Below are 20,548 nucleotides of genomic sequence, written 5' to 3' on the forward strand. Positions count from 1 at the left end.
TCGTCACAGTTGCAGTACTGGAGTTATCTAATGGCTTTCGATGCATCCCCTTCCTGGAGTGGTTTCAATTACCAAGGCAAGGTCGCCCTCTATTATGCCCTAAGGTTGATAAATGCAGAGCCTGTAGAGGCCGACCTTTCGAACTACAGTTTGATGTTTGAGTCCACTGAGGACTTCGAGATCTTACGCGATGAATCTCCAGTCTCGTTTCATCAAGTCAAAGCCTATAACTCCAGCACTTATAGTAGCTATTCTGATGCACTGCTAGGGATCACTCTGGAGCTGCACAAACGGCCAGGCGTTATAGGGCGAATCCATACTTGGAAACCGATAAACTCAAAACCCGGTTTCCAAGATCTGACAACATCGATACAAGATGATCTGAGTATCATTATCAGTCAGTATCAAAGTAAAAACCCTAAAGATGGAAGTACGACGCTCGAAAAAGCCGTATCCAATGAGTCAGGCATCTCTAAGCCAGCAGCTATACTGCGGGCTGCCTTGAAGGGGAAGACCGCAGAGCAACTGCACGAGATCTTAGTCTGTATACATAACGGCCGTGATGATGCTCTCACTAGACTTGAATCTTATCAATATGACGATGGCACGAGATCCTGCGACCTAGACGATATCAACACAAAAATAAAATCAGAAATCTCGCGCGCATTGACAGCCCGAGCGACTATCGTCACACATGAGACGCTGGAAAAAGCATTTCATTGCTTTCTAGGAACGATAGACCGATACATTATTAAGCGACACAAGGCTAAACAACAAGAAGCAAAAGCTCCGATAACTTTCGAAGAAATAGTTCACGCCCTTGATGTTGACCATGAAGATATCGGAAGAGAATACCTTGCCTGTAAATTTAAAGAAAATTTCGCCCATTTAATAGATGAATATATGGGCGACCAAGAGGACTACAGTGACCCCGGCCAAGACGAATATTGCAACCTGAAAGAGGCAAGAAAATTTCTACTAGGCTTGAGCGCCACGGAGCTCTGGGCGTACTACCGAAGCTTCTCCCCACAAGTTTATCTCCAGCATGACAATAACACTGAGAATGCCTTTGCCACAGACTTGGTAGGCATTCGCTATGTATTGATAAAGACTCTACACACCATTAACTTCGAGCGTGCCTCTCACAACGCGGCAAAGTATATGCTCACCTATCGTACAGCGACTCTGCCACATCAACATTATCTACCAACTACTATTGCAAACACTGCACGGGCTAGCCAGATTGAAAGAAAAATAACAGCCAACCCGAGCATGAGCGAGATACTGTTCGAGGTTGAAAATATTATATACGCCGGATTGGAACCTCATCCATTCTCGCCTATGTTGATGGCACACACAGAGGCCCCAGCGGCAGTAGACGCCGATCCTCGTTCTAAAAGAGACGAAGTCTTGAAACTTATAACACTAGTTCCTATAACGACTGCGATGGATGCATTAGTATAATGATCAATATCATCAACAACATCCTCTCCAGCAATGGCTATAAGCAGGTTAATATCGAGTTCCCCCTCAATAGCCAAGCCTTCTATCTTTTCTGCCCATGCGAGGAAAGCAAACGAGAAGAATACTTTGTCACTATCCAACTGCAAACGCAATCTGATGCAGCGGCACAGGCTATTCTTGAGGAAACCGTCCAAGAGCTATTCGAAGCAATCTGTAATTCGGGGAAAGTAGACCGGTCATTCGAGAAAAACTGCACAATGTTCATCTGTCACGAAGAGGAAAAAATCACTAGACAAACAATACTTTCTCTAGAAGAAGATCAGTATAACTTTAAGAAGAATGTTATCACTTATACTCAAGATGAACTCGCAACGCTAAAAGCCTATATCTCCGAAAATAAGATAGAGAAAATAACTAATGATGTAATCAATATGATAATCACCTCAGAAGATGGACGAAATTTTCTGGCGTTCAAAGAAAACCATGCAAGCAGCAAAGGTTACTATTCTCTCATACTAAAGACCGCACTCAAACTACCATTTATTACCTACAGCCCGCAGGAGCAGCAACTCACTAACTTAAATAGTGAGATAGAGAACGCTCTCAATTCATACCAATCTTCGATTTACAGTCGATTGTTAGAGTCCGAGATAGAATGGACTGATGAAAATATCCATCAGCAAGTATCTATTATCTGGGAGGGCTTACGATGATTAACCTCAACAAAATCACCCTCAGGAACTTTAAGATATTTGGTGGTGAGCCTTATACCATCAATTTAGAGGACAACAATCTCGTTCTGCTTGATGGGCCAAACGGATATGGAAAGACATCTGTTTTCGACGCTATTGAACTAGGCCTGACAGGAAATATTGAGCGTCTTATCTCTCTGGAGGCGCGTCAGAATCCAGCTGATGTGGTTGTTGCGCACAAAGGAGCCGAAAATGTTGAGGTCATTCTTGAGTTCAAAGACAAAGATTCTAATCTTAGAGTTTTCCAACGAAAACTAAAAAGTCACATTCCTAATGTCGCCAAGAAAATCTCCAGGTTCAAAGAGCTTTGGGAAATCAATGAAATAATTGATGGGGAACCCATTCCTGCGAATCAAAATGCACTGGATCACTATTTTTGCAGTCACGATTTTTCGCGAGACTTTCGCCTATTTCATTATGTGCAGCAGGAAGATACATCCAGGTTTTTGAAAACTAATAGTGAAGCTAGGCGAGCTGAAGAACTTGCACAGCTATTTGGAAATACGCGGGAAGCTGATGAAAAACTTCGCAAACTGACAGACATTTCGCGCAAGATGGCTGCATCCCAAAGAACAGTGACGTTACGGATCGCGAACATCAAGAAACTGTACAGCATTGATGATAATACTAGCATCGCAACTGGGATGGCCGAACCACACGTTTACACTTTTCCATGGCTAGCCGCTGACAATAAGACCCCATTCTGGGATGAAATTATAATTGCGGAGCTAGATCAGGCGTTACTTAATAGATCTTTGACTGAAATTAATCATGTCAAGAATCTTCTTGCGCATCAGCATTTCTTCGTTAGAAACCGTCGATTTGAAAATGCTGTTCGTCAACGTGAAGTGCTTGAACTCTATGTCGGCTACCACAACTCGACAGATGACTATGAATTGCACGTCACAAGAAATGGCGCGTATCAATTAATCCGACAAACTCATACGACACTTCAAAGTGGCAATCTGAAGCTGATTTTCACCATAAAGAACTTTGAAACCATTTTTAAAGCCTTGGCTCTAGGAAACAGCACTGCATTTGAAGCTGCTCTTCAAGCACTCATTGTAGAGGAGAACAAAGTGAGTGGTTTGAGTTCCATTTACTCTGAACTCCTCAAGCACCACGATGCTATGTCTTCAGGGCTTAGTGTCACCCCAAACGAGACCCTGTGTTCGCTTTGCGGGCACGATTATAAGGCCCATGACGCGCTGACTCACGCCATTGCAAAGCATGGCCATCTAATTCGATCACAGCTCTCAGGCCAAGATCGGCTGCTAGTAGCGGCCAGAGATGCATTCAATACGAATCATCTATTTCCCTTGCTCAAGGCCTGCGCCACTTACCTGGAGCAGACTTCGTCTTCCTCCCAAGAGGATTTACTCGCACTGTCTAAAGCACTAGCTGCAAAAGAACGCTTCGAGAAGCTTCGCAGATGGCTGCTGTCGGAACGTATTGAGCACGATGATTTGCTCGCGACGACGTTCCCTGTGCAAGGCGGAGATAACTACATTGTTGAGGCAACCGATGAGCTATGTAAGCGGATTCGCGCGGCAGTCGGTGCGGCACCAGAGAGTTATTACGAAGACAACGGTGCTAGCGTCTTTGAAAGAATTTATAGGGATTACTTCAACGGCGAACAGGACAAGCTAGCTCTGGTGAGTATTGCCTTGCTAGACAGGAAAGAGAGCTACATCAAGAACCTTTACTTCAGCTCGCTGAAGGTGATCTCCGAAGAGCTCGCCAACCTGACGACGCAGCTTCAAAATTTAGATCGTGCTTTGGGTGACGTAGGTGAACTCATCAAAATAGTTCGGATTCAGATCCGCCAGTATCGGAAAAGGCTGATCACCGACATTGAGATACCCTTCTATATCTACTCGGGCAAGATTCTCCAGACCCACCAGGCGGGGCTTGGTCATGGCATCTTCATTAAAGATCCAACGGGTGAGGATGAACTGAAGAACGTGCGCCTAGTTTCCAATTGGCAAAGTGACCACGACATTCTCAATACCATGAGCTCCGGACAGATATCAGCTGTCGTCATCGCTCTGACCCTGGCGCTACATCGGGTTTACTCCACCAGGTTCTCTAGCATTCTTATTGACGACCCTGTCCAGACTATGGATGACATCAACATGTCCTCGTTGGTTGAGGTGTTGCGTAACGACTTCAATGAGAAACAGGTAATTCTGTCCACACACGAGGACAAAGTAGCTAGGTATTTCACCTACAAGTATTTGAAGCACAACGAGAACGTCAAAATCATCAACCTGATGCACAGGAAAGAGTACGTTCCAAGCAATAAATATCTCTACAGAGCGGATAACTCCAGCTCCTGATCTGAAGTGCCGCCAGCTTCCTTACTACCTCGTAGCTAGGAAGCTGGTGTAAAGCTAGGTGTTGTAATAAGTGCAAATGAATCGCCTCAGTAAGCAGGCTTTGCTTACTATTCAAATAGATAGGAAGTGCTGTATGCGTATATCTCTTTCTTTGCACAGAGCACAGAGCTTTACAAAATCAGGTTTGCACTGTATTCGTTCTCCACTACATACGGCCCTAAGAAACGTACCCGTTAAAATGGAGCAGATGAGAAGGTGCGTCTGCCACCCATACCTCGGTTTCCCATGCGATTTCGCCAAGGTATCGGCCCATGATGGCGGGGCAGTTTGGAAAAGCTGTTACATAGATAAGTCCAGCCGTCGATCTGGCAAATAGCCTGGCAAGCTCGTTGCCAATCTGCGATCCAAAGTTTTGGGCGGGAAAAACGCGAGTATGGAGAATGGTTATAGGTGAGATCGTAGTTTTTTGTGTCTTAACGTATCGTGCTATTGCGACTAAGTTGGGGGTATTTCTGGGGGTACATTTAAAGCACTTTATTTTTAAAGTTATTAAAATCAATGACTTATTTGGCTGGTTCGATAGAGGCCTCGGCACCATTAAAATCAAAGACTTACGAAGGCCACTAGCAATAGTGGCCTTTTTGTTTTCCTCCCAGTGTCCACATTTGATCCACACAGATTTATTCCGGTAGTTCTTCCAGCTTCACTTCGAGTTGTACGCGGTTGGTGTAACCCTGATTGGTGAGGTCGTGCACCACCTGGGTGAGCAGCCAGGGAGCTGCATTGATATCAGGTTTGAAGCCCCTGACGGTGGTGGGTTGTTCAGGGTAGAGCTCTGGGCGCCCCTTGGCCAGGGTGATGTCGAACTCGGCCACCCCGCGCTGGATCCGTTCCCACTCCGCACGGGCGGCCCGCATGGCGTTGGTCTGGTTGGCGTAAACGTGGCGCAGCTCTTTGACGTTCTCGCTGTCGCCGACCAGCAGCTCGTGCTCCTTCTTGTTGACGACGGCCCCCGTCGGGAGTGCCAGTGCTGGGTCCCGTCATGGTGCGGTTCGCAGACCTGAAAGCCATAGACAGGATCCTCTCCCCATCTCAGATAGGCCCGGAGCAAGCTCCACAGCTTGGCTATATAGGCACCAGTTTCGCGCGGGGTTGCGCCTGCGTACCGTTTGTTCTCAATGGCCCGGCCATGGTCAGAGGGCAAGGAGCCTGGGTGCAGGCTGACTGGTCTGCATCGCGTCAAACAGTTCAGCGCGTGCAGTGTCGAATCGCTCCCACAGGGCTGTGTCTGCCAGCGACGGCAATGTGACCGACTCGCCTTGGTCGAAACCGGCCAGTGCGGCGTCGACAAGATGCTCGGCAGACATCACAGTTTCTTGCGGCAATGCTGCCAGTGGTACCCCGGATATATCCCAAAGATCGGTGGCTGTGGCCGCGGGTAGCACCACTTGCACCCTGATATTGGTATTGACCAGTTCTTGCTGCAGACCCCGGCTGAAGTTGAGAACAAAGCCCTTGGTGCCACTGTAGACGGCGCTGACCGGCAACGCATGAAGTGCCAATGCCGAGGCAATGTTGATAATGACCCCCTCGTTGCGTGCCTTGAACGCCGGCAGCACGGCCTGCGTCAGGCGCGTCAGTGCTGTGATGTTCAATGTGATCTGTGCCAGTGAGTCTTTCAGCTGTGCGTCGGCAACTTGGCCCAGCTTGGCAATACCGGCGTTGTTCACCAGTACACTGATGGCGGAATGACCCGCGAGGATGCTTTCCAGGGCCGCGAGGTCGGTTTCTTTCTCAAGGTCGACCACCAGGGTGTCAGCCTTGATGCTGTATGTCTGCTCAAGCCGAGCAGCGAGACGCTGCAAGCGGTCACCGCGCCGTGCGACGAGCAATAGGTCATAGCCACGTTGGGCAAAACGATCCGCGTAGATGGCGCCAATACCGGATGACGCACCGGTGACAACCGCGACTTTTCGAGATGAGTTCATGGTATTCCTCTATCAATCAGGTGATTAAATTCTTGGTATTCAGTTGGTTTTTTACGTCATTTTGATGACGACTTTACCCTTGGCATGGCCTTGGGCCAGATAGGCCAGCGCCTCTTTTGCCTGCTCGAACGGGAACACCCTGTCGATCACGGGCCGGATGTGTCCCTGCTCGAGGAGTTTGCCGATTTCGGCAAGTTGAGCACCATCTGGGCGCGCAAAGAGAAAGGAGTAGGTAACGTCCCGCTTCTTCGCAAGGCGCATGATCTTGCGGCTCATCAACCGGAACAGGCAGGTCAGCACTATGTTCAGCCGCCGATCACGCGCGAACGCGGCGTCCAGCGGCCCAACGAGCGAGACGATCTTGCTCCCCGGCGTGAGGATGCCAATGGACTTCTCTAGCGCATCCCCCCTGATGGTGCCGAGCACGGCGTCGTAACCGCGCAGCACGTTCTCGAATTCCTGTTTCTTGTAGTCGACCACTTCGTCGGCGCCCAGGCTGCGCACCAGTGCAACGTTGCCCGTGCTGGTGGTGGTGCCCACCTTGGCGCCAAGGTGTTTTGCCAGCTGGATAGCGAACGTGCCGATGCCGCCAGCTCCCGCGGGAATGAACACCTTCTGGCCAGCCCGAAGATGTGCTCGCTCCTTCAGCGCTTGCCACGAGGTGAGCCCGACCATGGGGATAGATGCTGCCTGCACGAAGTCCAGATTGGCCGGTTTCAATGCGGCTGCGCTTTCCGGCACCACCGCGAACTCAGCGATCGACCCCGTACCCAGGTCGAAGATGTTTGCGAAGATGGCATCGCCTGGCTTGAAGCGCGTCACGCGGCTGCCGACCTCAGTCACCACTCCGGCCAGATCGCTCCCCAAAGTGGCCGGAAATTGGAAATCCAGTATTGGTTTGAATATCCCGGTCAGGATCATGTTGTCGATCGGGTTCACGGCCGCAGCGTGGACCTCAACGAGTAGCTCGTCGGGCCTAAGCGTGGGACGGGGCAGGTCGGTGAGCCCGATGTCGGGCGACTTGCCATAGCGTTTGAAGGTGAGTGCTTTCATTGTTTGGCTTTTCATCTTTGGCCTTTCATTCATGTCGGATCACTGGAGTCAGTCAGAAAATCCAGCACAGCTGGCACAAAGGCTTGGTAGTGCTGGAAGATGCCCCCATGCCCGGCATTCGGGTAGATAGTCAGCTTGGCATTCGGCAGACGGCGAGCCATGTCGGCCGAATGGCGGCTGTCGACCATCAGATCACGGTCACCGTTGGCGATGAACACCGGTTGTGTGATCACAGATAGGTCATCTGGCCCACTCAATCCTGCAGTTCTGATGGCCTTGAGTTGTGCCTGTCTGGCCTGCAGGGAAATGGGTTTGTCACGGTTATGAGTGCGCTCCTTCAGCCTGGAGAAATACGCTTTCGCAGCGCGCTTGCCATCCGGCGTGCGGGGGAAAAACAAGAAATTCCTCGGATCGCTCAGCGTGAGCGCCGCTTTGAGGTAAGCGATGACGGCAATGCTGGTGATCCCATCGATACCGCCGCCCCCCCGTGGTCCAGTGCCAGCCAGGACAATCCGACGCACCAGGTCAGGAGCCTGCAAGGCCACCATCTGGGCTACGCCACCGCCCAATGAGAATCCGAGCAGATCGACGCTGCGAAGTCCCAAGGCACGGATGAAGGCGATGGCATCGCGCCCCATCTCCTCGATAGTCTGCGGCACCACTCCCCCCGAGGCACCCACACCGCGATTGTCAAAGGCGATAACCCGACGCTGCGCGGCGATGCCGTCGATGACACGGGGATCCCAGTCGTCGAGCACGGCCATCAGGTGGTGCAGAAAGATCACAGGGACGCCGGAGTCGGGACCGAGGGCCCGGTAGGCGAAAGGTACCCCGCCAACGTCAATCGTGCGGGTCGGTACATCTTTCCATGCCACATTGCCTATCTGTGGTACCGCAGTCGCTGCGCCGGTACCTGAAGATGCTCCGGTTGCCGGGGCGATGCTTCTGTCGTTCGTGCTCATCAATGAAACCTCAGTGCCGGGTGGATCGCACATAGTCAAAGTGTTAGTATCAAATTAGTACTCACGATACGATCGATTCACCAACAAGTCACTATCAAAACAGTATGAACATGGAAAATAATTGCAATCTCTCCTGCCCGATCGCGCGCAGCTTGGCTGTCGCGGGTGATTCATGGAGCATATTGATCCTGCGGGATGCCCATGCGGGCCTTACCCGCTTTGACCAATTCAGAAAAAGTCTGGGTATTGCCCCGACTATGCTGACCCGCCGGCTGGCGACCCTGACGGAGGAGGGGCTGCTAGAGAAGCGGCGCTACTCGGAGCATCCGCCACGCGAGGAATATCTGCTGACCGCTGCCGGTCACGACTTTATGCCGGTGCTCTTCATGATTGGCGCGTGGGGACGCCAGCACAGGGGCGGTGGCAAGCTGGTTCGTTTCCTCGATGCTGAAACGGGCACAGAAATCAAAGCCATCGCGGTGGATGAGGTCACAGGGGCCAAGATAGGGACTCGCCCTATGCGTATGGTCATGCCGGATGAAGTCTGACGGGGTATGTGAGCAAACGGATAGATGGAGAGGGTATTTGGTGGCGACTTCCTGGATCTGCTCGCACTGACACCGGCAGCGCCATTGTGAGTGGCTGACGGGGGGCAATCTTCATTGGCCTGCTTGTGCCCCTTCATGTGGCATGTCGGTGGGAAATGGATGTTGTTGCTCCACTAGATTCATCGCTGCAGCACTAGCCCGAAGAGATTAGCGATGTCGGTCTGGGCGCTGCCAAGCGCTTCAGCCATCTCTTTGAATGCAAAAGCCCCGCGGGTGGGGCTTGTTGTCAGGTGATGTTTATCCGGGCCTCTATTTTTTGAGGTGCTTTCTGATGGCCTTGCCCGAGGTGCCGACGGCTTTCACCGCTCTTTTCAGCTGGACTTCGGTGCACTCGAACGTCTTGATCCACAGCTTCATCTCATAGGGGTCGTTGACGTTGATGCTCTTGGCATCGAGGGGATGGGCGATGGTATTGTTGTCAGGCATAGGAACCTCAACTTGTTGAAATGGTTGGCGAGACAGCTGTCCCGACTCGGTGCTCATGTTCCTCTATATAAGTCGTGGGCGTGGTGATGGGGCTCACACTACGCGGGTAGCGGGTGAAACAACGCGCCCCTCATGACCCCCGTCATCGGGCGTGGTGCCAGGATGATGTGCATTGCGCGCAAAGAGGTTGCCATATCAGATGGCTAGCGGGGTCATCCATCCCGAGCATCCCGAGCATCCCGAGCATCCCGAGCATCCCGAGCATCCCGAGCATCCCGAGCATCCCGAATATCCCAAAGTATCTTGATGGTCACGGTAGGCTTGAGCCCGCAAGCGCCATGGCCAGATCAGCGAGCCTCAGGCCGGGGCGGCGAGTATGGGGCCCTTCATCAGGCAAGAAAAAGGGGAGCCTGGCTCCCCTTTGGTTTGTTGCACAGCGGTCAGAACTTGTAGAGCCAGGAGACGGCGGTGAAGTAGCCGTTGTAGTCCTGATTCAGGTTGCCGAGGTTGCGCTCTTCGCCTGTGTAGAGGTAATCCACATCCTGGAAGTATTCGTAGCGCACATCCCAGCGCAGCGAGTGCTGCTTGGTGAGCTGATAGAGGGCATAGCCTTCCAGCCGGTGCTGCTTGCTGGTCAGGTCCGGGTAGTCATACCCCTTGCTGGCGTCCGTCTTGCCGCGGCCATAGGCGAAGCTGTAGTCGAACCCCAGCTCGAGATCCCGGTCAAACGCCTTCTTCTGGGTCAGCCCCAGCCCCAGGGTGGTGATCTCGTCGCGCACCGCCGTGCTGTAGGGATCCCAGTCCGGCGCGCCTGTGTAGGCATGGTTCTGGGCTGAGCTTATCCACTGCAGGTTGCTGAACAGATGGCCGCTCAGGTTGTCGTCAAACTGCTGGTTGAGGGTGAGGTCGAGGCCATAGTCCTTGCCCTCGCTGCGCCCTATGTCCGGCTCCTTGTAATCATCCTTGGCCCACCAGCCTTCCAGGCTGGCATCCAGCCCCTCGCTGAACTGGTAGCCGAGGTCGGTTCTGAGCTCCACCCTGTCCCTGTCCGCCAGATAGAACTGGCGCAGGGTCGGACTGCCGTTGCCACCGTCGCTGTCATGGCGCCAGTCAGAGCCGTTGCGGGTGCTCCAGGCGAGCTTGCCGCCCAGTTGCAGCGCCCCGGCCGGGCGATAGCGCCCCTTGAGAAACAGAGTGTGTTCGTCGGTGTCGCGCCGGTCGGCCTGCTCCCGCTGGTCGGCCTTGTACTGGTAGCCGGTGGTGAGCTTGACCGCGCGACTGAGTCTGTAGTCGGCCTCCAGATCCGCCTTGCTGCGGGTGCGATCGCTCTTGCTGCGCTGCTTGCCGACCACGGCGTATTCGTCCGACTTGTCCTTGCGATCCCGATACTCGCCACCGGCGCGCAGGGTGAGATCCCGGCCAAAGCGGCCCACCCACTTGGCGTCGGCCTGCAGGGTGCTTACCTCGCCGTGGAAGTCATCCTGGGCGACGGGGGCATTGCGAAAGGCGGTCAGGCTGCCGTTGGAGCTGGCCTGGCTGCTGAGCACACGGCCGGTCAGGCTCTGCCTGTCCCAGTTGTACTGGCCGGAGAGGCTCAGCTGGTGGAAGTTGTTGTCCGGCTCATAGGCGCGCTCGTTGGCGTAAGGGTCGGTGACGCTGCCGTAATAGAGGGCCGTGTCATCGGTGCGGTAGAGGGAGCCGTTGTAGGCGAGATCGATCAGCCAGCCCTTGCCCAGATAACTGACGCCGCTCTTGACCAGGGTGGTCGAGGTGCCGTCGACGGGCTTGGGCAGGAGGCCGGGCACGCCGCCGACCCCGGGCACGGTCGGTTGGTAGTAGGCGAGGGTGGCCTCTTTTTTCTCATGAGAAAAATCGGCATAGGGGCGCCACGGGCTCTTGGGCGTATAGGCGAGCCCGGCGGTCAGCTTCTTGCGCACCACCTCCTTGTCAAACTCGGCCAGCTGGCCCTGGGTCAGCGGGCTCTCTCCCGGTTGATAGACGCTGCGGCCATGGGAATTCCAGTAGAAGGGGGATTCCGAGTAGCCCAGCCTGGCGCGAACGCCATCATAGTGGCCCTGCTCCAGCGCCAGGCTGAAGCGCTCCATGCCGAGGTTTTTCGCCTCGAGGGAGCCGTAGCGGGAGCCTTCTCCCCGATATTGCAGATCGGCGTTGAAGATGCCGAGCATGCCGCTGTCCTGCTGGCTGGGTACCCAGTTGCGAAAGCGGGTGGCGCCGTCATCGTTGGCATAGCCGGCCCCCAGCCCCACCTCGCCAAACCAGCCTTCGTCGCGCTCGCATGACTTGCAACTCCAGCGCTCGGTCTTGGCCGGCTTGGCCTGCTGCAGGGAGTAGTCCCCGACTGCCAGCGGCTGCTCGGCCGCCTGGGCCGAACAGACCGCCAGCAGGGAGAGCCAAAGTGTTGAATATTTCATGACTTCTCTCCTCAGCGTCGCAGGGATTGACCATTGGGGTGGTTGGTCCCGTGGATCTGGTTATGACAATTCAGGCAACTGCCGCCACGCACCTTGAGATCCCCCTCGGGGATGGAGACGTTGGCATGGGGCACGCTGTGGCACTCCTGACACAGTTGCGGTACCCGCTTGTTGAGCAGCGCTTGGTTGATGGAGCCGTGCGGGCTGTGGCAGAGGGAGCAATCCTCGGTCACCGGCTCGTGTTCCCACAGGAAGGGGCCCCGTTTCTCGGCATGGCACTCGTAGCAGCTCTCGTTGAGGCTGGGCTGCTTCAGGCTGGCCTCGTTCTGCGACTGGTGCGGGTTGTGGCAGCTGGAGCAGGGCAGTTCTCCATTGAGGATGGGGTGGCTGGTGCGCTTGTGCAGATCGGCCTTCTGCTGGGCGTGGCAGCTGGTACAGGTCTCGACCTGCTTCTTGCTGTCCATCACAGGATCCTTGGCCTGGTGCAGGCTGTGGCAGCTGGTGCAGGAGAGATCCTCCACCGCGTGGGCGCTGGCATGCCAGCCCATCCGCTTGGCGTCGGTATGGCAGGAGAGGCAGACGCTGTTCTGCTTCTCCACCGGGACCGGCGAGTCGGGGCCGAAGGTGATCATGGGTTCCCGCTGCTGGCCCTTGCGGGGATTGCGCGGGTGGTTGCCGGCGGGGCCGTGGCAGGCTTCGCACTGCTTGTCCGCCATGGGGCCATTCTGGTTGCCGAGGTTGCCGTGCACATTGTGGAAGATGCCGGTGGCGGGTTTGCGCGAGTCGGCATCGTGACACTTGAGGCAGGTATCGGCGCCCTTGGGGGAGTATTTTCCCTGATCGAACTTCTGGTCTAGGGTGGCCTCGACCTGCAGGCGGGGATCGGCATCGGCCGCCGCCGGCTGGGCATCACTCTTGGCCCAGACAGGCAGGCAACTGAGTGCCAGCAAACCCGCCAGGAGCCACTGCGGGGTGGTTATTTTCATATCGTGTCCTTCAACGGCAAAGGGCCAGGGGCAAGTCCCCTGGCCTGGTGGTCTCAACGGAAGTCATACACCTTGTGAACCTTGTCGACGCCCTGCTCCTGCCCGACGGCATGGCAAGACGCGCACTGTTCAACCCCGGTGGCGGCTTCTATCGTGTCTGCACCAAAGATGGCGCCGTTGTTCTTCATGTGGGTGGCCCATTCGTCCCCGGCGGCCGGGTTGTCCGGCTTGACCAGACCCAGCGGCGACTTGAGGTGGCAGCTGGCACAGACCACCAGGGTCGGGCTGAAGAACTTGGGTTGCTTGTTGTCTGCCGTGGTGCTCACCAGGGAGGGGCGCTCGTTTTGCTGGTTGGGCAGGTTGTATTGCGCCTTGGTGTGGCAGGACTCGCAGTTGTTCAGCTTGCCCGGGAAGGTGGCATCCCCGCTGCGGTGGGAACCGTAGGCGTGGAAGGAGTGGACGTGGTACTTGAGATCACCCGGCACGCCCGCGTAGAAGGAACTGCGGGTGGCGTTGTGACAGCTGGTGCACTGGGCAAAGTCCTTGGAGGCGTGGGCCGAGCCCGCGTTCCCCTTGGTGTGGATGGCCAGATCCTTGTGACAACCGTTGCAGGAGGTCAGATCCGCGCCCGCCTTGAGCACATAGCTGCCGTCGACCCCGCCTTCGACCCGGAAGTAGGCCTTGGCCGGGTTGATGGCCACGTAGGAGAGGGCGCTGGCGGTGCTGCTGCAGGGGAGCAGATCCCCGGCGGCGAAGGCACCGTTGCGATCCGCCTTGCGGGCCACGCACACCTGCAACTCGGCGACCGTGGCCGCCAGGGTGCCGGTGACCTCGTTGCCCACCTCTTTGCGGCACAGGAAGCTGCCGCCGCCCTGGCTCTCGCACTTGGTGAAGTCAATCTTGTTGCCGGTGACGAAGGTTTGCGGGTTGGTGTAGGCCAGCTCGAAGCCGCTGCCCTGATCCCAGTTGACCAGGATGTAGGGAGCCTTGGCCAGATCGCCGTACTTGATGTACTTGAGCACGCCATCCATGGTCTCGACCGGGCTGCCATCGGCAGTCACGGTCAGCTCGACCTCTATGTTGGGTGCGGCATAGCGCACGTCATCGAATTTGAACACCAGCTTGTCACGACCGGCGGCTTCATTGGCGAGATAGCCCATGTGCACGCTGCTGGGGGACTTGGTGTTGCCCGGCTCTTCCGCATGGCACTGGGTACAGAGGGTGCCACTGTTGATCTTGCCGTTGATGTGGCTGACGTAACCGGTCGCCGTGGTGGAGTCCGCATGGCAGGCGCCGCAGGGTTTCTCCTGGGCGTGTTGCCAGTTGTTGGCGTTCGGCGTGGTCGGAGTGACCTCCTTGTGGCAGGTGTCGCAGTTGCGTGGATCCTGCGGGAAGTGGCTCACCAGCTTGGTGGCGGTCGGGTCCAGATTGCCGTGCAGCTTGTGCACCAGGGTGGTCAGATCGCCGCGTCCGCTGCCGGGCACGCTCTCGTTGTGACAGGTGACGCAGAGCTTGGGATCGGCTCGGTTGCTGTGGTGGATTGGCTGCTTCATGTGGCAGCTGTCGCAGCTTTGCTGCTCCAGGATGTCGCGGGTCAGCAGTGGCGCCGTGCCGGCGGGCACCCAGTCCAGCACATAGTCGGTGACCGGAATGTCGTTGCTGCCACCGAAGTAGATGCCGAGGCGGTGAGTCGCTGCCTCATCCCAGCGGATCAAGCCGTTGTTGTCCAGCGAATCGCTCGGATAAGGGTCGCGCACCGTGGTGGCATTGAAGGAGAAGGTGTAGCGGTACTGGCCACTGCCAAGGGGTTCCAGCTTGCCGCTGTTTTCACCGGTCGGCCGGTTGTTCTTGGTGCTGTAGATGAAGCTCTTCCAGACGACAGGGTCTTGCCGCGCGGCGTCACGGCCGGGGATCACCTTGGTCAGGGTGAAGGAGGGGAGTGTGGTTCCCAGCTCATAACCCTTGCCTTGCTTGTCGGTGACGCTGAACTGCACCGAGAGTTGGCCGCTTTCGTTTAACTGGGGGGTGGATGCCGAGATGATCAGCGAGTCCGGGGTACCGGGCGGGGGGGGCGGTGGATCTGTCTTGTCGTTTCCGTCGCCACCGCCACCACAGGACGACAGGGCGAACACCATTGCTGCAGCCACCAATACTTTCCAGTATTTCATTGTTTTATCCTTTTTTATCGGACTTATTGTTCCATGTATGAGCCAAGTCAAAAAATTCCCAAAAACATACTACTTAAGGGTCAAACGAGGACTTAATACGGTATAAATAATTTCCATCTTAATTGTAAGGTTTATATATTAACCGGCGTTGACCGAAGTCTCAAAAACGGATCTCAAAGTAAACTGAGAGAAAAAAATGTCTGTTTCGATTGAGATTTTTAGGTCTTTTCTGCACGAGGGATGAGAAATGAAACGCAGTATGAAACTGGAAATGCTGGGATTGTCGTTATTGTTGGGCTCTATTGGCACCGCACATGCCAGCATGGATTCCTTGGTCGAGACATGTAATTCATGTCATGGAAGTCAGGGGGTCAGCACCCACAACGACATCCCGACCATCGCCGGGCTGGCAGAGGCCAACCTCAGCGAGCAGCTGCGCACCTACCTGGATGGGCGCCCTGCCAAGACCGTTAATCATGTCACCGGTGACACCAGCAAGCAGGGGAACATGACCGACATAGTTAAGGGCCTTAGCGACGAGCAGATCGACGAGCTGGCGGCCCACTATGCCGAGCTGCCTTACAAGCCGATGAAGCAGCCCTTCGATGCGGCGCTGGCCAAGGCGGGGCAGAAGCTGCATGACGACTCCGGCTGCAAGAAGTGCCACTCGGAAGGGGGCTCGGTGGTGGAAGATGAGGCCTCCATCCTCTCCGGTCAGCCCAAGGGCTACCTGCTGACCTCGCTGCAGGAGTTCAAGGCCGGCAAGCGCAGCAACGACGAGAAGATGAACAAGGCCATCATCGCCATGAGCGATGCGGACCTCAAGGCCCTGGCCGAGTACTACGCGAGCCAGCAGTAACCGTCGCTGCACCCACTCCCATTGACGCAGCCACCCTGCCGCCCGCCGGCGGGGTGTGCTCCTGCTACCCGGTCATGGCCGTCAAAGGAGCTGTTGTCAGCTCCTTTTTTGCGCACTGGGGGGAGATGACACCCGCCGGGTGTCCCTGATCCGGAGTTTCCTATGAAAGATGTCATCAAGTGGCTGCTGCTCGGCTGCCTCTGCCTGGGCACCACCCAGTTTGCCAGGGCCGAGGTGGCCCCGGCTACCGACACCCAGACCACCAACACACAGGCTACCAATACTCAGGCCGCGCCGGCCGATCAGCCGACTCTGGCCGAACGTCAGGCCAAGGCGGAGAAGAAAAAGGCCGCCGCCAGGAAAGCGGCGGCCCGTTTTGCCAAGTGCGACAAGTGTCACGACGGGGAGGAGGGGATGCACGGCAAGCACGGCAGCGTCACCAACCCCAACACGGGTGAACAGGTCACCTGCACCAACTGTCACGGCAATGCGTCGGCCGATCACCGCAAACAGCGCGGCGGCATGGTCGATGTGATGCGCTTTGGCGACGAGGCGTTTCCTCTCAGCCAGCAGAACGGCGTCTGCATGAGTTGCCATGAGCCGGACGATCTGCGCAAGGCGCTGTGGGCCCACGACGTGCACGCCACCCGGGTGAGCTGCACCAGTTGCCACCAGCTGCACCCGGCCAGGGAGCCCATGGTCGGTATCCCCGAGAAGTCCCGCATCAAGCTGTGCGTCGACTGCCACAGCAAGCAGCACGAGGCCAGGCAGCAGGCTGCCGTCAAGGAGGGCGCATGAGCACGACCCGTCGCGAATTCATGGTGGGCATGAGTGCCGGCGCCCTGATCCTGATGACAGGTTCGCACCGTGCCCTCGCCAGCAGCATGACCATAGAGGGGGTACGCTACGGCATGATCCACGACGAGACGGCCTGCATCGGCTGCACCGCCTGCATGGATGCCTGCCGCGAGGTCAATCAGGTGCCAGCAGGGGTCGCCCGGCTGCAGATCCTGCGCAGCGGCCCGGTGGGGGCGTATCCGGATCAGGCGTACCGCTTCTTTCGCAAATCCTGCCAGCACTGCGACAACGCCCCCTGCGTGCACGTCTGTCCGACCGGCGCCTCCCACATCCGGGCAGAGGATGGCATAGTCGACATCAACCCCGACCTCTGTGTCGGCTGTCGCTATTGCCTCGCGGCCTGTCCCTATCAGGTGCGCTTCATCAACCCGGTCACCCGGGTTGCCGACAAGTGCGATTTTTGCCGCAAGACCAACCTGGCCAACGGCAAGCAACCCGCCTGCGTGGAGTCATGCCCCACCAAGGCGCTGGTGTTCGGCAATCTGGACGATCCCCAAAGCCCCATCGCCAGGCGGCTGGTGCAGGAGACCACCTATCGCTACAAACAGTTCCTCGGCACCTCGCCCAAGATGTACCGGGTGCCGAAAGGGGAGGTGAAGTCATGATCCCATTTCATCCGTATGACGCAGACCGGCTGACGGGAGGGAAGCACCATGTGGCATGACGCATTCCATTTCGACTCCCTGGTGTGGGATGGCCCCATCGCCGTCTACCTGTTCCTGCTCGGCATCTCGGCAGGCTCGGCAACCCTCTCGGTACTGCTGCGGCGCCAGGGGGGTGGCTGCGAGAGCGGCATCATCAAGGCCACCGCCATACTGGCGCCGGTGAGCGTCATACTCGGTCTGCTGATCCTTATCTTTCACCTGGCCCGGCCCTGGACCTTCTGGAAGCTGATGTTCCACTACCAGTTCGACTCCGTCATGTCGATGGGGGTCATGCTGTTCCAGATCTACATGGCGGTGCTGTTCGCCTGGCTGGCGGTGGTGTTCAGAGCCGAGATCGCGGCGCTGCGTCGGCAGCTGCTGGCGGACAAGTTCGCCTTTGTGGATGGCCTCATCGGCTCGCTCGCCCGCATCGAGCGCCTGCTGGCACCACTGCTGTTGCTGCTGGCGGTGTTGCTCGGGGCCTACACCGGCTTTCTGCTCTCCGCCCTCAAGACCTACCCCATGCTCAACAACCCGATCCTGCCAGCGCTGTTTCTGGTGTCCGGCATCAGCTCGGGGGTGGCCTCCACCATCTTGCTGGCGGTGACCCTGTTTCGGGAGGACGGCCACAGCCAGGGGGTGAGCTTCGTGCACCGCTTCGAGCGCCCCATAGTGGCCATCGAGATCTTCCTGCTGCTCTGCTTCTTCACCGGCCTCTACTTCGGTGGTGGTCAGCGAGAGGTCGCCATGTGGGCGGCGATCGGCGGCGGTTTCTGGTCCCAGGTGTTCTGGTTTGGGGTGATAGGTCTTGGCATAGTGCTGCCCCAGTCGCTGGGGCTGCTTGGCGGCAAGGCGCGGGCGCACCAGCCTGCCCGCTTGGCGCTGATCTGCAGCCTGAGTCTGGTGGGGATACTGCTGCTGCGTTACTTCATCCTCTATGCGGGGCAGATGACTGTGATGTAAGGCGCACTGCGCTCGAAAGGCGCTTGGCTGGGCGCAGAGCAAAAGCAAAAAGGCGGGATGATCCCGCCTTTTTCATGGCCGTTTACCGCTGTTGTTCGCCAGCGGCCGCTCAGGCACTGGCCCCTTGCAGGGCCCGCACTTCGAGGCGCTGCTCGCCGGGGCGGCACACCAGCACGGATCCCTGCTCGAACCAGTCCCCCAGCACGATGCGCCGCGCCGGTTGACCGTCGAGGCTGAAGTCGTGAATGGCGGGCCTGTGGGTGTGGCCGTGGATCATGGTGTTGCAGCCGTGCTGGCGCAGCATCTCGTCCACCGCTGCCGGCGTCACATCCATGATGGTCTGGTTCTTTTGCACGTTCTCCATCTGGCTTTGACCGCGCATCTTGCAGGCGATGGCGAGGCGGCGGGCCAGCGGCAGGCGCAGGAAGAGCCAGCGCAGCCACCTGAGCTGGGTGATGCGGCGAAACTTCTGATAGCCCAGATCCAGGGTGCAGAGCAGATCGCCGTGGCTCAGCAGCACCCGCTCCCCATAGAGCTCGATGACGCAAGGGTCGCCGAGCAGGGTCATGCCGGCCCGTTTGGCAAACTGGCGGCCCAGCATGAAGTCGCGGTTGCCGTGGATGAAATAGATGGGCACTCCCTGCTGGCTCAGGGCCGCAAAGGCCTCGGCGATCTGCTGGTGGAGCGGGTTGGGATCGTCGTCGCCAATCCAGAACTCAAACAGATCTCCCAGCACATAGAGGGCGTCGGCACCGGGGGCGTCGTGCGCCAGAAAGCGCACCAGCGCGACCGTCATGTCGGGCCGGTCGGCACACAGGTGAATGTCACTGATAAAGAGGGTGCTCATGATGGCGTGCGAGGGGCCCCGATTCTGGCTGTATGGGTCATAGGGTGAGGTTGCCAGTCAAGCTGGTCAAGGTTGCGGCCTTCCAGGGTCAACAGCGCCTGATAGGGATCGCCGGACAATTTCAGCAGGCGGCAGATGGCCGCTTCTCCCTTCAGCCCTTGCTGCAGGCGCAGGGCGAGCAGGGTGCGGTAAAAGTCGTGGCCAAAGTGCTCGATCAGGGCGGCCATCAGGCTGAGATGGCGCCAGCCGTTGAGGGTTTCGATCCCCGCCGGGGTGACATAGAGCTCGATGGGCCAGCTGCGGCCATCTGCATCGGTCAGGGTCTGCTCCAGCAGCCAGATGTCGCTGCCCAGGGCGCGGCGCTGCCAGCCCAGTTCGGCAAATCGGGCGGCCAGCACCGAAGGTGTTGCATGCTGGCAGAGGATGTCGAGATCGCTGCCGGGCCTGTCGAGCCCTATGGCCAGGGTGCTCACCAGCGCTACGTCCAGACACTGGCTTTGCAGCTCGCGCCACAGGGGCGTGCCGGTGAGCAGGGCGTGGGCCGCGCGCTGGCGCTCGTTGCCGTGGGCCAGATAGTCGAGGCGGCGCCAGTTCGGACTCGTGGCAAGTGCAGATGGAAAAACTGCGGCCGGGGCCGCAGTCAGTTCATCTCGCAGAAGGCAGAGATCAGTCAGCAAGGGTCACCTTGGTGATCACCACGTCCTCTACCGGTACATCCTGGTGCATGCGGCCGGCGTTGCCGGTCTTGACGCCCTTGATCTTGTTGACCACGTCCATGCCGGCGGTCACTTCACCGAATACGCAGTAACCGAAGCCCTGGGTAGTGGCGGATTTGAAATCGAGGAAGTCGTTGTTGTTCACGTTGATGAAGAACTGGGCGCTGGCAGAGTGCGGCTCCATGGTGCGGGCCATGGCGACGGTACCAATCTTGTTGGACAGACCGTTGGCCGCTTCGTTCTTGATGGAGGCGCGGGTGTCTTTCTCTTCGAAGCCAGGGGCATAGCCGCCGCCCTGGATCATGAAGCCGTCGATGACGCGGTGGAAGATGGTGTTGTCGTAGTGACCGTCACGGCAGTATTGCAGGAAGTTGGCCACGGTTTCCGGGGCTTTTTCCGCGTTCAGGGTCAGAGTGATGTCGCCGTGATTGGTGTGCAGAGTAACCATGATATGTCCTTTCATTCTTTGGGCAAAAGTTGCGC

The 20,548-nt window shown here is 57.1% G+C and carries 20 protein-coding genes and 1 pseudogene; 8 read left to right on the forward strand and 13 right to left on the reverse strand.

Annotated features, from left to right (window positions below; translation table 11 throughout):
- Nucleotides 1-30 precede the first annotated feature (30 nt).
- Genes IU367_RS07830 through IU367_RS07840 form a run of 3 tightly spaced genes read left to right on the forward strand, consistent with a single transcriptional unit; the run spans nt 31 to nt 4,555 of the window.
- A complete protein-coding gene (locus IU367_RS07830; RefSeq protein WP_274453902.1) occupies nt 31-1,464 on the forward strand; it encodes an ABC-three component system protein in 1,434 nt (477 codons plus the stop codon).
- Complete coding sequence (locus IU367_RS07835) at nt 1,464-2,177, forward strand: ABC-three component system middle component 1 (RefSeq protein ID WP_274453903.1); 714 nt, start codon at nt 1,464-1,466, stop codon at nt 2,175-2,177. The genes IU367_RS07830 and IU367_RS07835 overlap by 1 nt, the downstream gene beginning before the upstream one ends.
- A complete protein-coding gene (locus IU367_RS07840; protein WP_274453904.1) occupies nt 2,174-4,555 on the forward strand; it encodes an AAA family ATPase in 2,382 nt (793 codons plus the stop codon). Before IU367_RS07835 ends, IU367_RS07840 begins: the two co-directional genes overlap by 4 nt.
- Before the next feature lie 217 nt (nt 4,556-4,772).
- Here IU367_RS07840 and IU367_RS22055 read toward each other — a convergent pair whose 3' ends face one another.
- From IU367_RS22055 to IU367_RS07860, 6 genes and pseudogenes are all read right to left on the reverse strand, one after another.
- Entirely contained in the window at nt 4,773-5,153 is a 381-nt protein-coding gene (locus IU367_RS22055; protein WP_337999346.1) for a BsuBI/PstI family type II restriction endonuclease, read from the reverse strand.
- 82 nt (nt 5,154-5,235) lie between these two features.
- Nucleotides 5,236-5,472 (reverse strand): hypothetical protein, encoded by a 237-nt coding sequence (locus tag IU367_RS07845; RefSeq protein ID WP_337999337.1) that lies wholly within the window; start codon nt 5,470-5,472, stop codon nt 5,236-5,238.
- A gap of 104 nt (nt 5,473-5,576) precedes the next feature.
- Nucleotides 5,577-5,747, reverse strand: a pseudogene (locus tag IU367_RS22080) (replication endonuclease); the annotation flags it as partial.
- 1 nt (nt 5,748) lies between these two features.
- Nucleotides 5,749-6,543 carry an SDR family NAD(P)-dependent oxidoreductase gene (locus IU367_RS07850; protein ID WP_274453905.1) on the reverse strand — a complete coding sequence of 265 codons (795 nt, stop codon included), beginning with the start codon at nt 6,541-6,543 and terminating at the stop codon, nt 5,749-5,751.
- A 51-nt stretch (nt 6,544-6,594) separates the two neighbouring features.
- Nucleotides 6,595-7,611 (reverse strand): NADP-dependent oxidoreductase, encoded by a 1,017-nt coding sequence (locus IU367_RS07855; RefSeq protein ID WP_274453906.1) that lies wholly within the window; start codon nt 7,609-7,611, stop codon nt 6,595-6,597.
- A 14-nt stretch (nt 7,612-7,625) separates the two neighbouring features.
- Nucleotides 7,626-8,558, reverse strand: a complete 933-nt coding sequence (locus tag IU367_RS07860) for an alpha/beta fold hydrolase (protein ID WP_274453907.1) — start codon at nt 8,556-8,558, stop codon at nt 7,626-7,628.
- Between the two features lie 104 nt (nt 8,559-8,662).
- On the opposite strand from IU367_RS07860, the gene IU367_RS07865 reads away from it, so the two are divergent.
- On the forward strand, nt 8,663-9,106 hold the full coding sequence (locus IU367_RS07865) for a winged helix-turn-helix transcriptional regulator (RefSeq protein ID WP_098983637.1): 444 nt from the start codon (nt 8,663-8,665) through the stop codon (nt 9,104-9,106).
- A gap of 309 nt (nt 9,107-9,415) precedes the next feature.
- Here IU367_RS07865 and IU367_RS07870 read toward each other — a convergent pair whose 3' ends face one another.
- The 4 genes from IU367_RS07870 to IU367_RS07885 all read right to left on the reverse strand — a co-directional run bounded on the left by IU367_RS07870 (nt 9,416) and on the right by IU367_RS07885 (nt 15,178).
- A complete protein-coding gene (locus IU367_RS07870; RefSeq protein WP_080741165.1) occupies nt 9,416-9,592 on the reverse strand; it encodes a DUF3606 domain-containing protein in 177 nt (58 codons plus the stop codon).
- Between the two features lie 440 nt (nt 9,593-10,032).
- Entirely contained in the window at nt 10,033-12,024 is a 1,992-nt protein-coding gene (locus IU367_RS07875; protein WP_274453908.1) for an MtrB/PioB family decaheme-associated outer membrane protein, read from the reverse strand.
- An 11-nt stretch (nt 12,025-12,035) separates the two neighbouring features.
- Nucleotides 12,036-13,010, reverse strand: a complete 975-nt coding sequence (locus tag IU367_RS07880; RefSeq protein WP_241279879.1) for a DmsE family decaheme c-type cytochrome — start codon at nt 13,008-13,010, stop codon at nt 12,036-12,038.
- Between the two features lie 53 nt (nt 13,011-13,063).
- Nucleotides 13,064-15,178: an OmcA/MtrC family decaheme c-type cytochrome gene (locus IU367_RS07885; protein ID WP_274453911.1), complete on the reverse strand. Its 2,115-nt coding sequence runs from the start codon at nt 15,176-15,178 to the stop codon at nt 13,064-13,066.
- 247 nt (nt 15,179-15,425) lie between these two features.
- Here IU367_RS07885 and pdsA point away from each other — a divergent pair, with 247 nt between their 5' ends.
- From pdsA to nrfD, 4 genes are all read left to right on the forward strand, one after another.
- The gene (gene pdsA, locus IU367_RS07890) at nt 15,426-16,037 is read left to right on the forward strand and encodes a periplasmic diheme shuttle PdsA (protein ID WP_337999338.1); all 612 of its coding nucleotides are present in this window, start codon (nt 15,426-15,428) and stop codon (nt 16,035-16,037) included.
- A 162-nt stretch (nt 16,038-16,199) separates the two neighbouring features.
- A complete protein-coding gene (gene netB / locus IU367_RS07895) occupies nt 16,200-16,835 on the forward strand; it encodes an Nrf-like electron transfer protein NetB (protein WP_274453913.1) in 636 nt (211 codons plus the stop codon).
- Entirely contained in the window at nt 16,832-17,500 is a 669-nt protein-coding gene (gene netC / locus IU367_RS07900; protein ID WP_274453914.1) for an Nrf-like electron transfer protein NetC, read from the forward strand. Before netB ends, netC begins: the two co-directional genes overlap by 4 nt.
- Before the next feature lie 48 nt (nt 17,501-17,548).
- Nucleotides 17,549-18,502 (forward strand): cytochrome c nitrite reductase subunit NrfD, encoded by a 954-nt coding sequence (nrfD, locus tag IU367_RS07905; protein WP_274453915.1) that lies wholly within the window; start codon nt 17,549-17,551, stop codon nt 18,500-18,502.
- 109 nt (nt 18,503-18,611) lie between these two features.
- Here nrfD and lpxH read toward each other — a convergent pair whose 3' ends face one another.
- The 3 genes from lpxH to IU367_RS07920 are packed head-to-tail and all read right to left on the reverse strand — an operon-like array spanning nt 18,612 to nt 20,513.
- Nucleotides 18,612-19,349, reverse strand: a complete 738-nt coding sequence (gene lpxH, locus IU367_RS07910) for a UDP-2,3-diacylglucosamine diphosphatase (protein ID WP_274453916.1) — start codon at nt 19,347-19,349, stop codon at nt 18,612-18,614.
- A complete protein-coding gene (locus IU367_RS07915; protein ID WP_274453917.1) occupies nt 19,346-20,026 on the reverse strand; it encodes a DUF4269 domain-containing protein in 681 nt (226 codons plus the stop codon). Before IU367_RS07915 ends, lpxH begins: the two co-directional genes overlap by 4 nt.
- On the reverse strand, nt 20,016-20,513 hold the full coding sequence (locus IU367_RS07920; RefSeq protein WP_043140873.1) for a peptidylprolyl isomerase: 498 nt from the start codon (nt 20,511-20,513) through the stop codon (nt 20,016-20,018). The genes IU367_RS07915 and IU367_RS07920 overlap by 11 nt, the downstream gene beginning before the upstream one ends.
- Nucleotides 20,514-20,548: the final 35 nt, after the last annotated feature.

Origin of the sequence: Aeromonas bestiarum (genome assembly GCF_028751155.1) — a bacterium.
Classification (GTDB): domain Bacteria; phylum Pseudomonadota; class Gammaproteobacteria; order Enterobacterales; family Aeromonadaceae; genus Aeromonas; species Aeromonas bestiarum.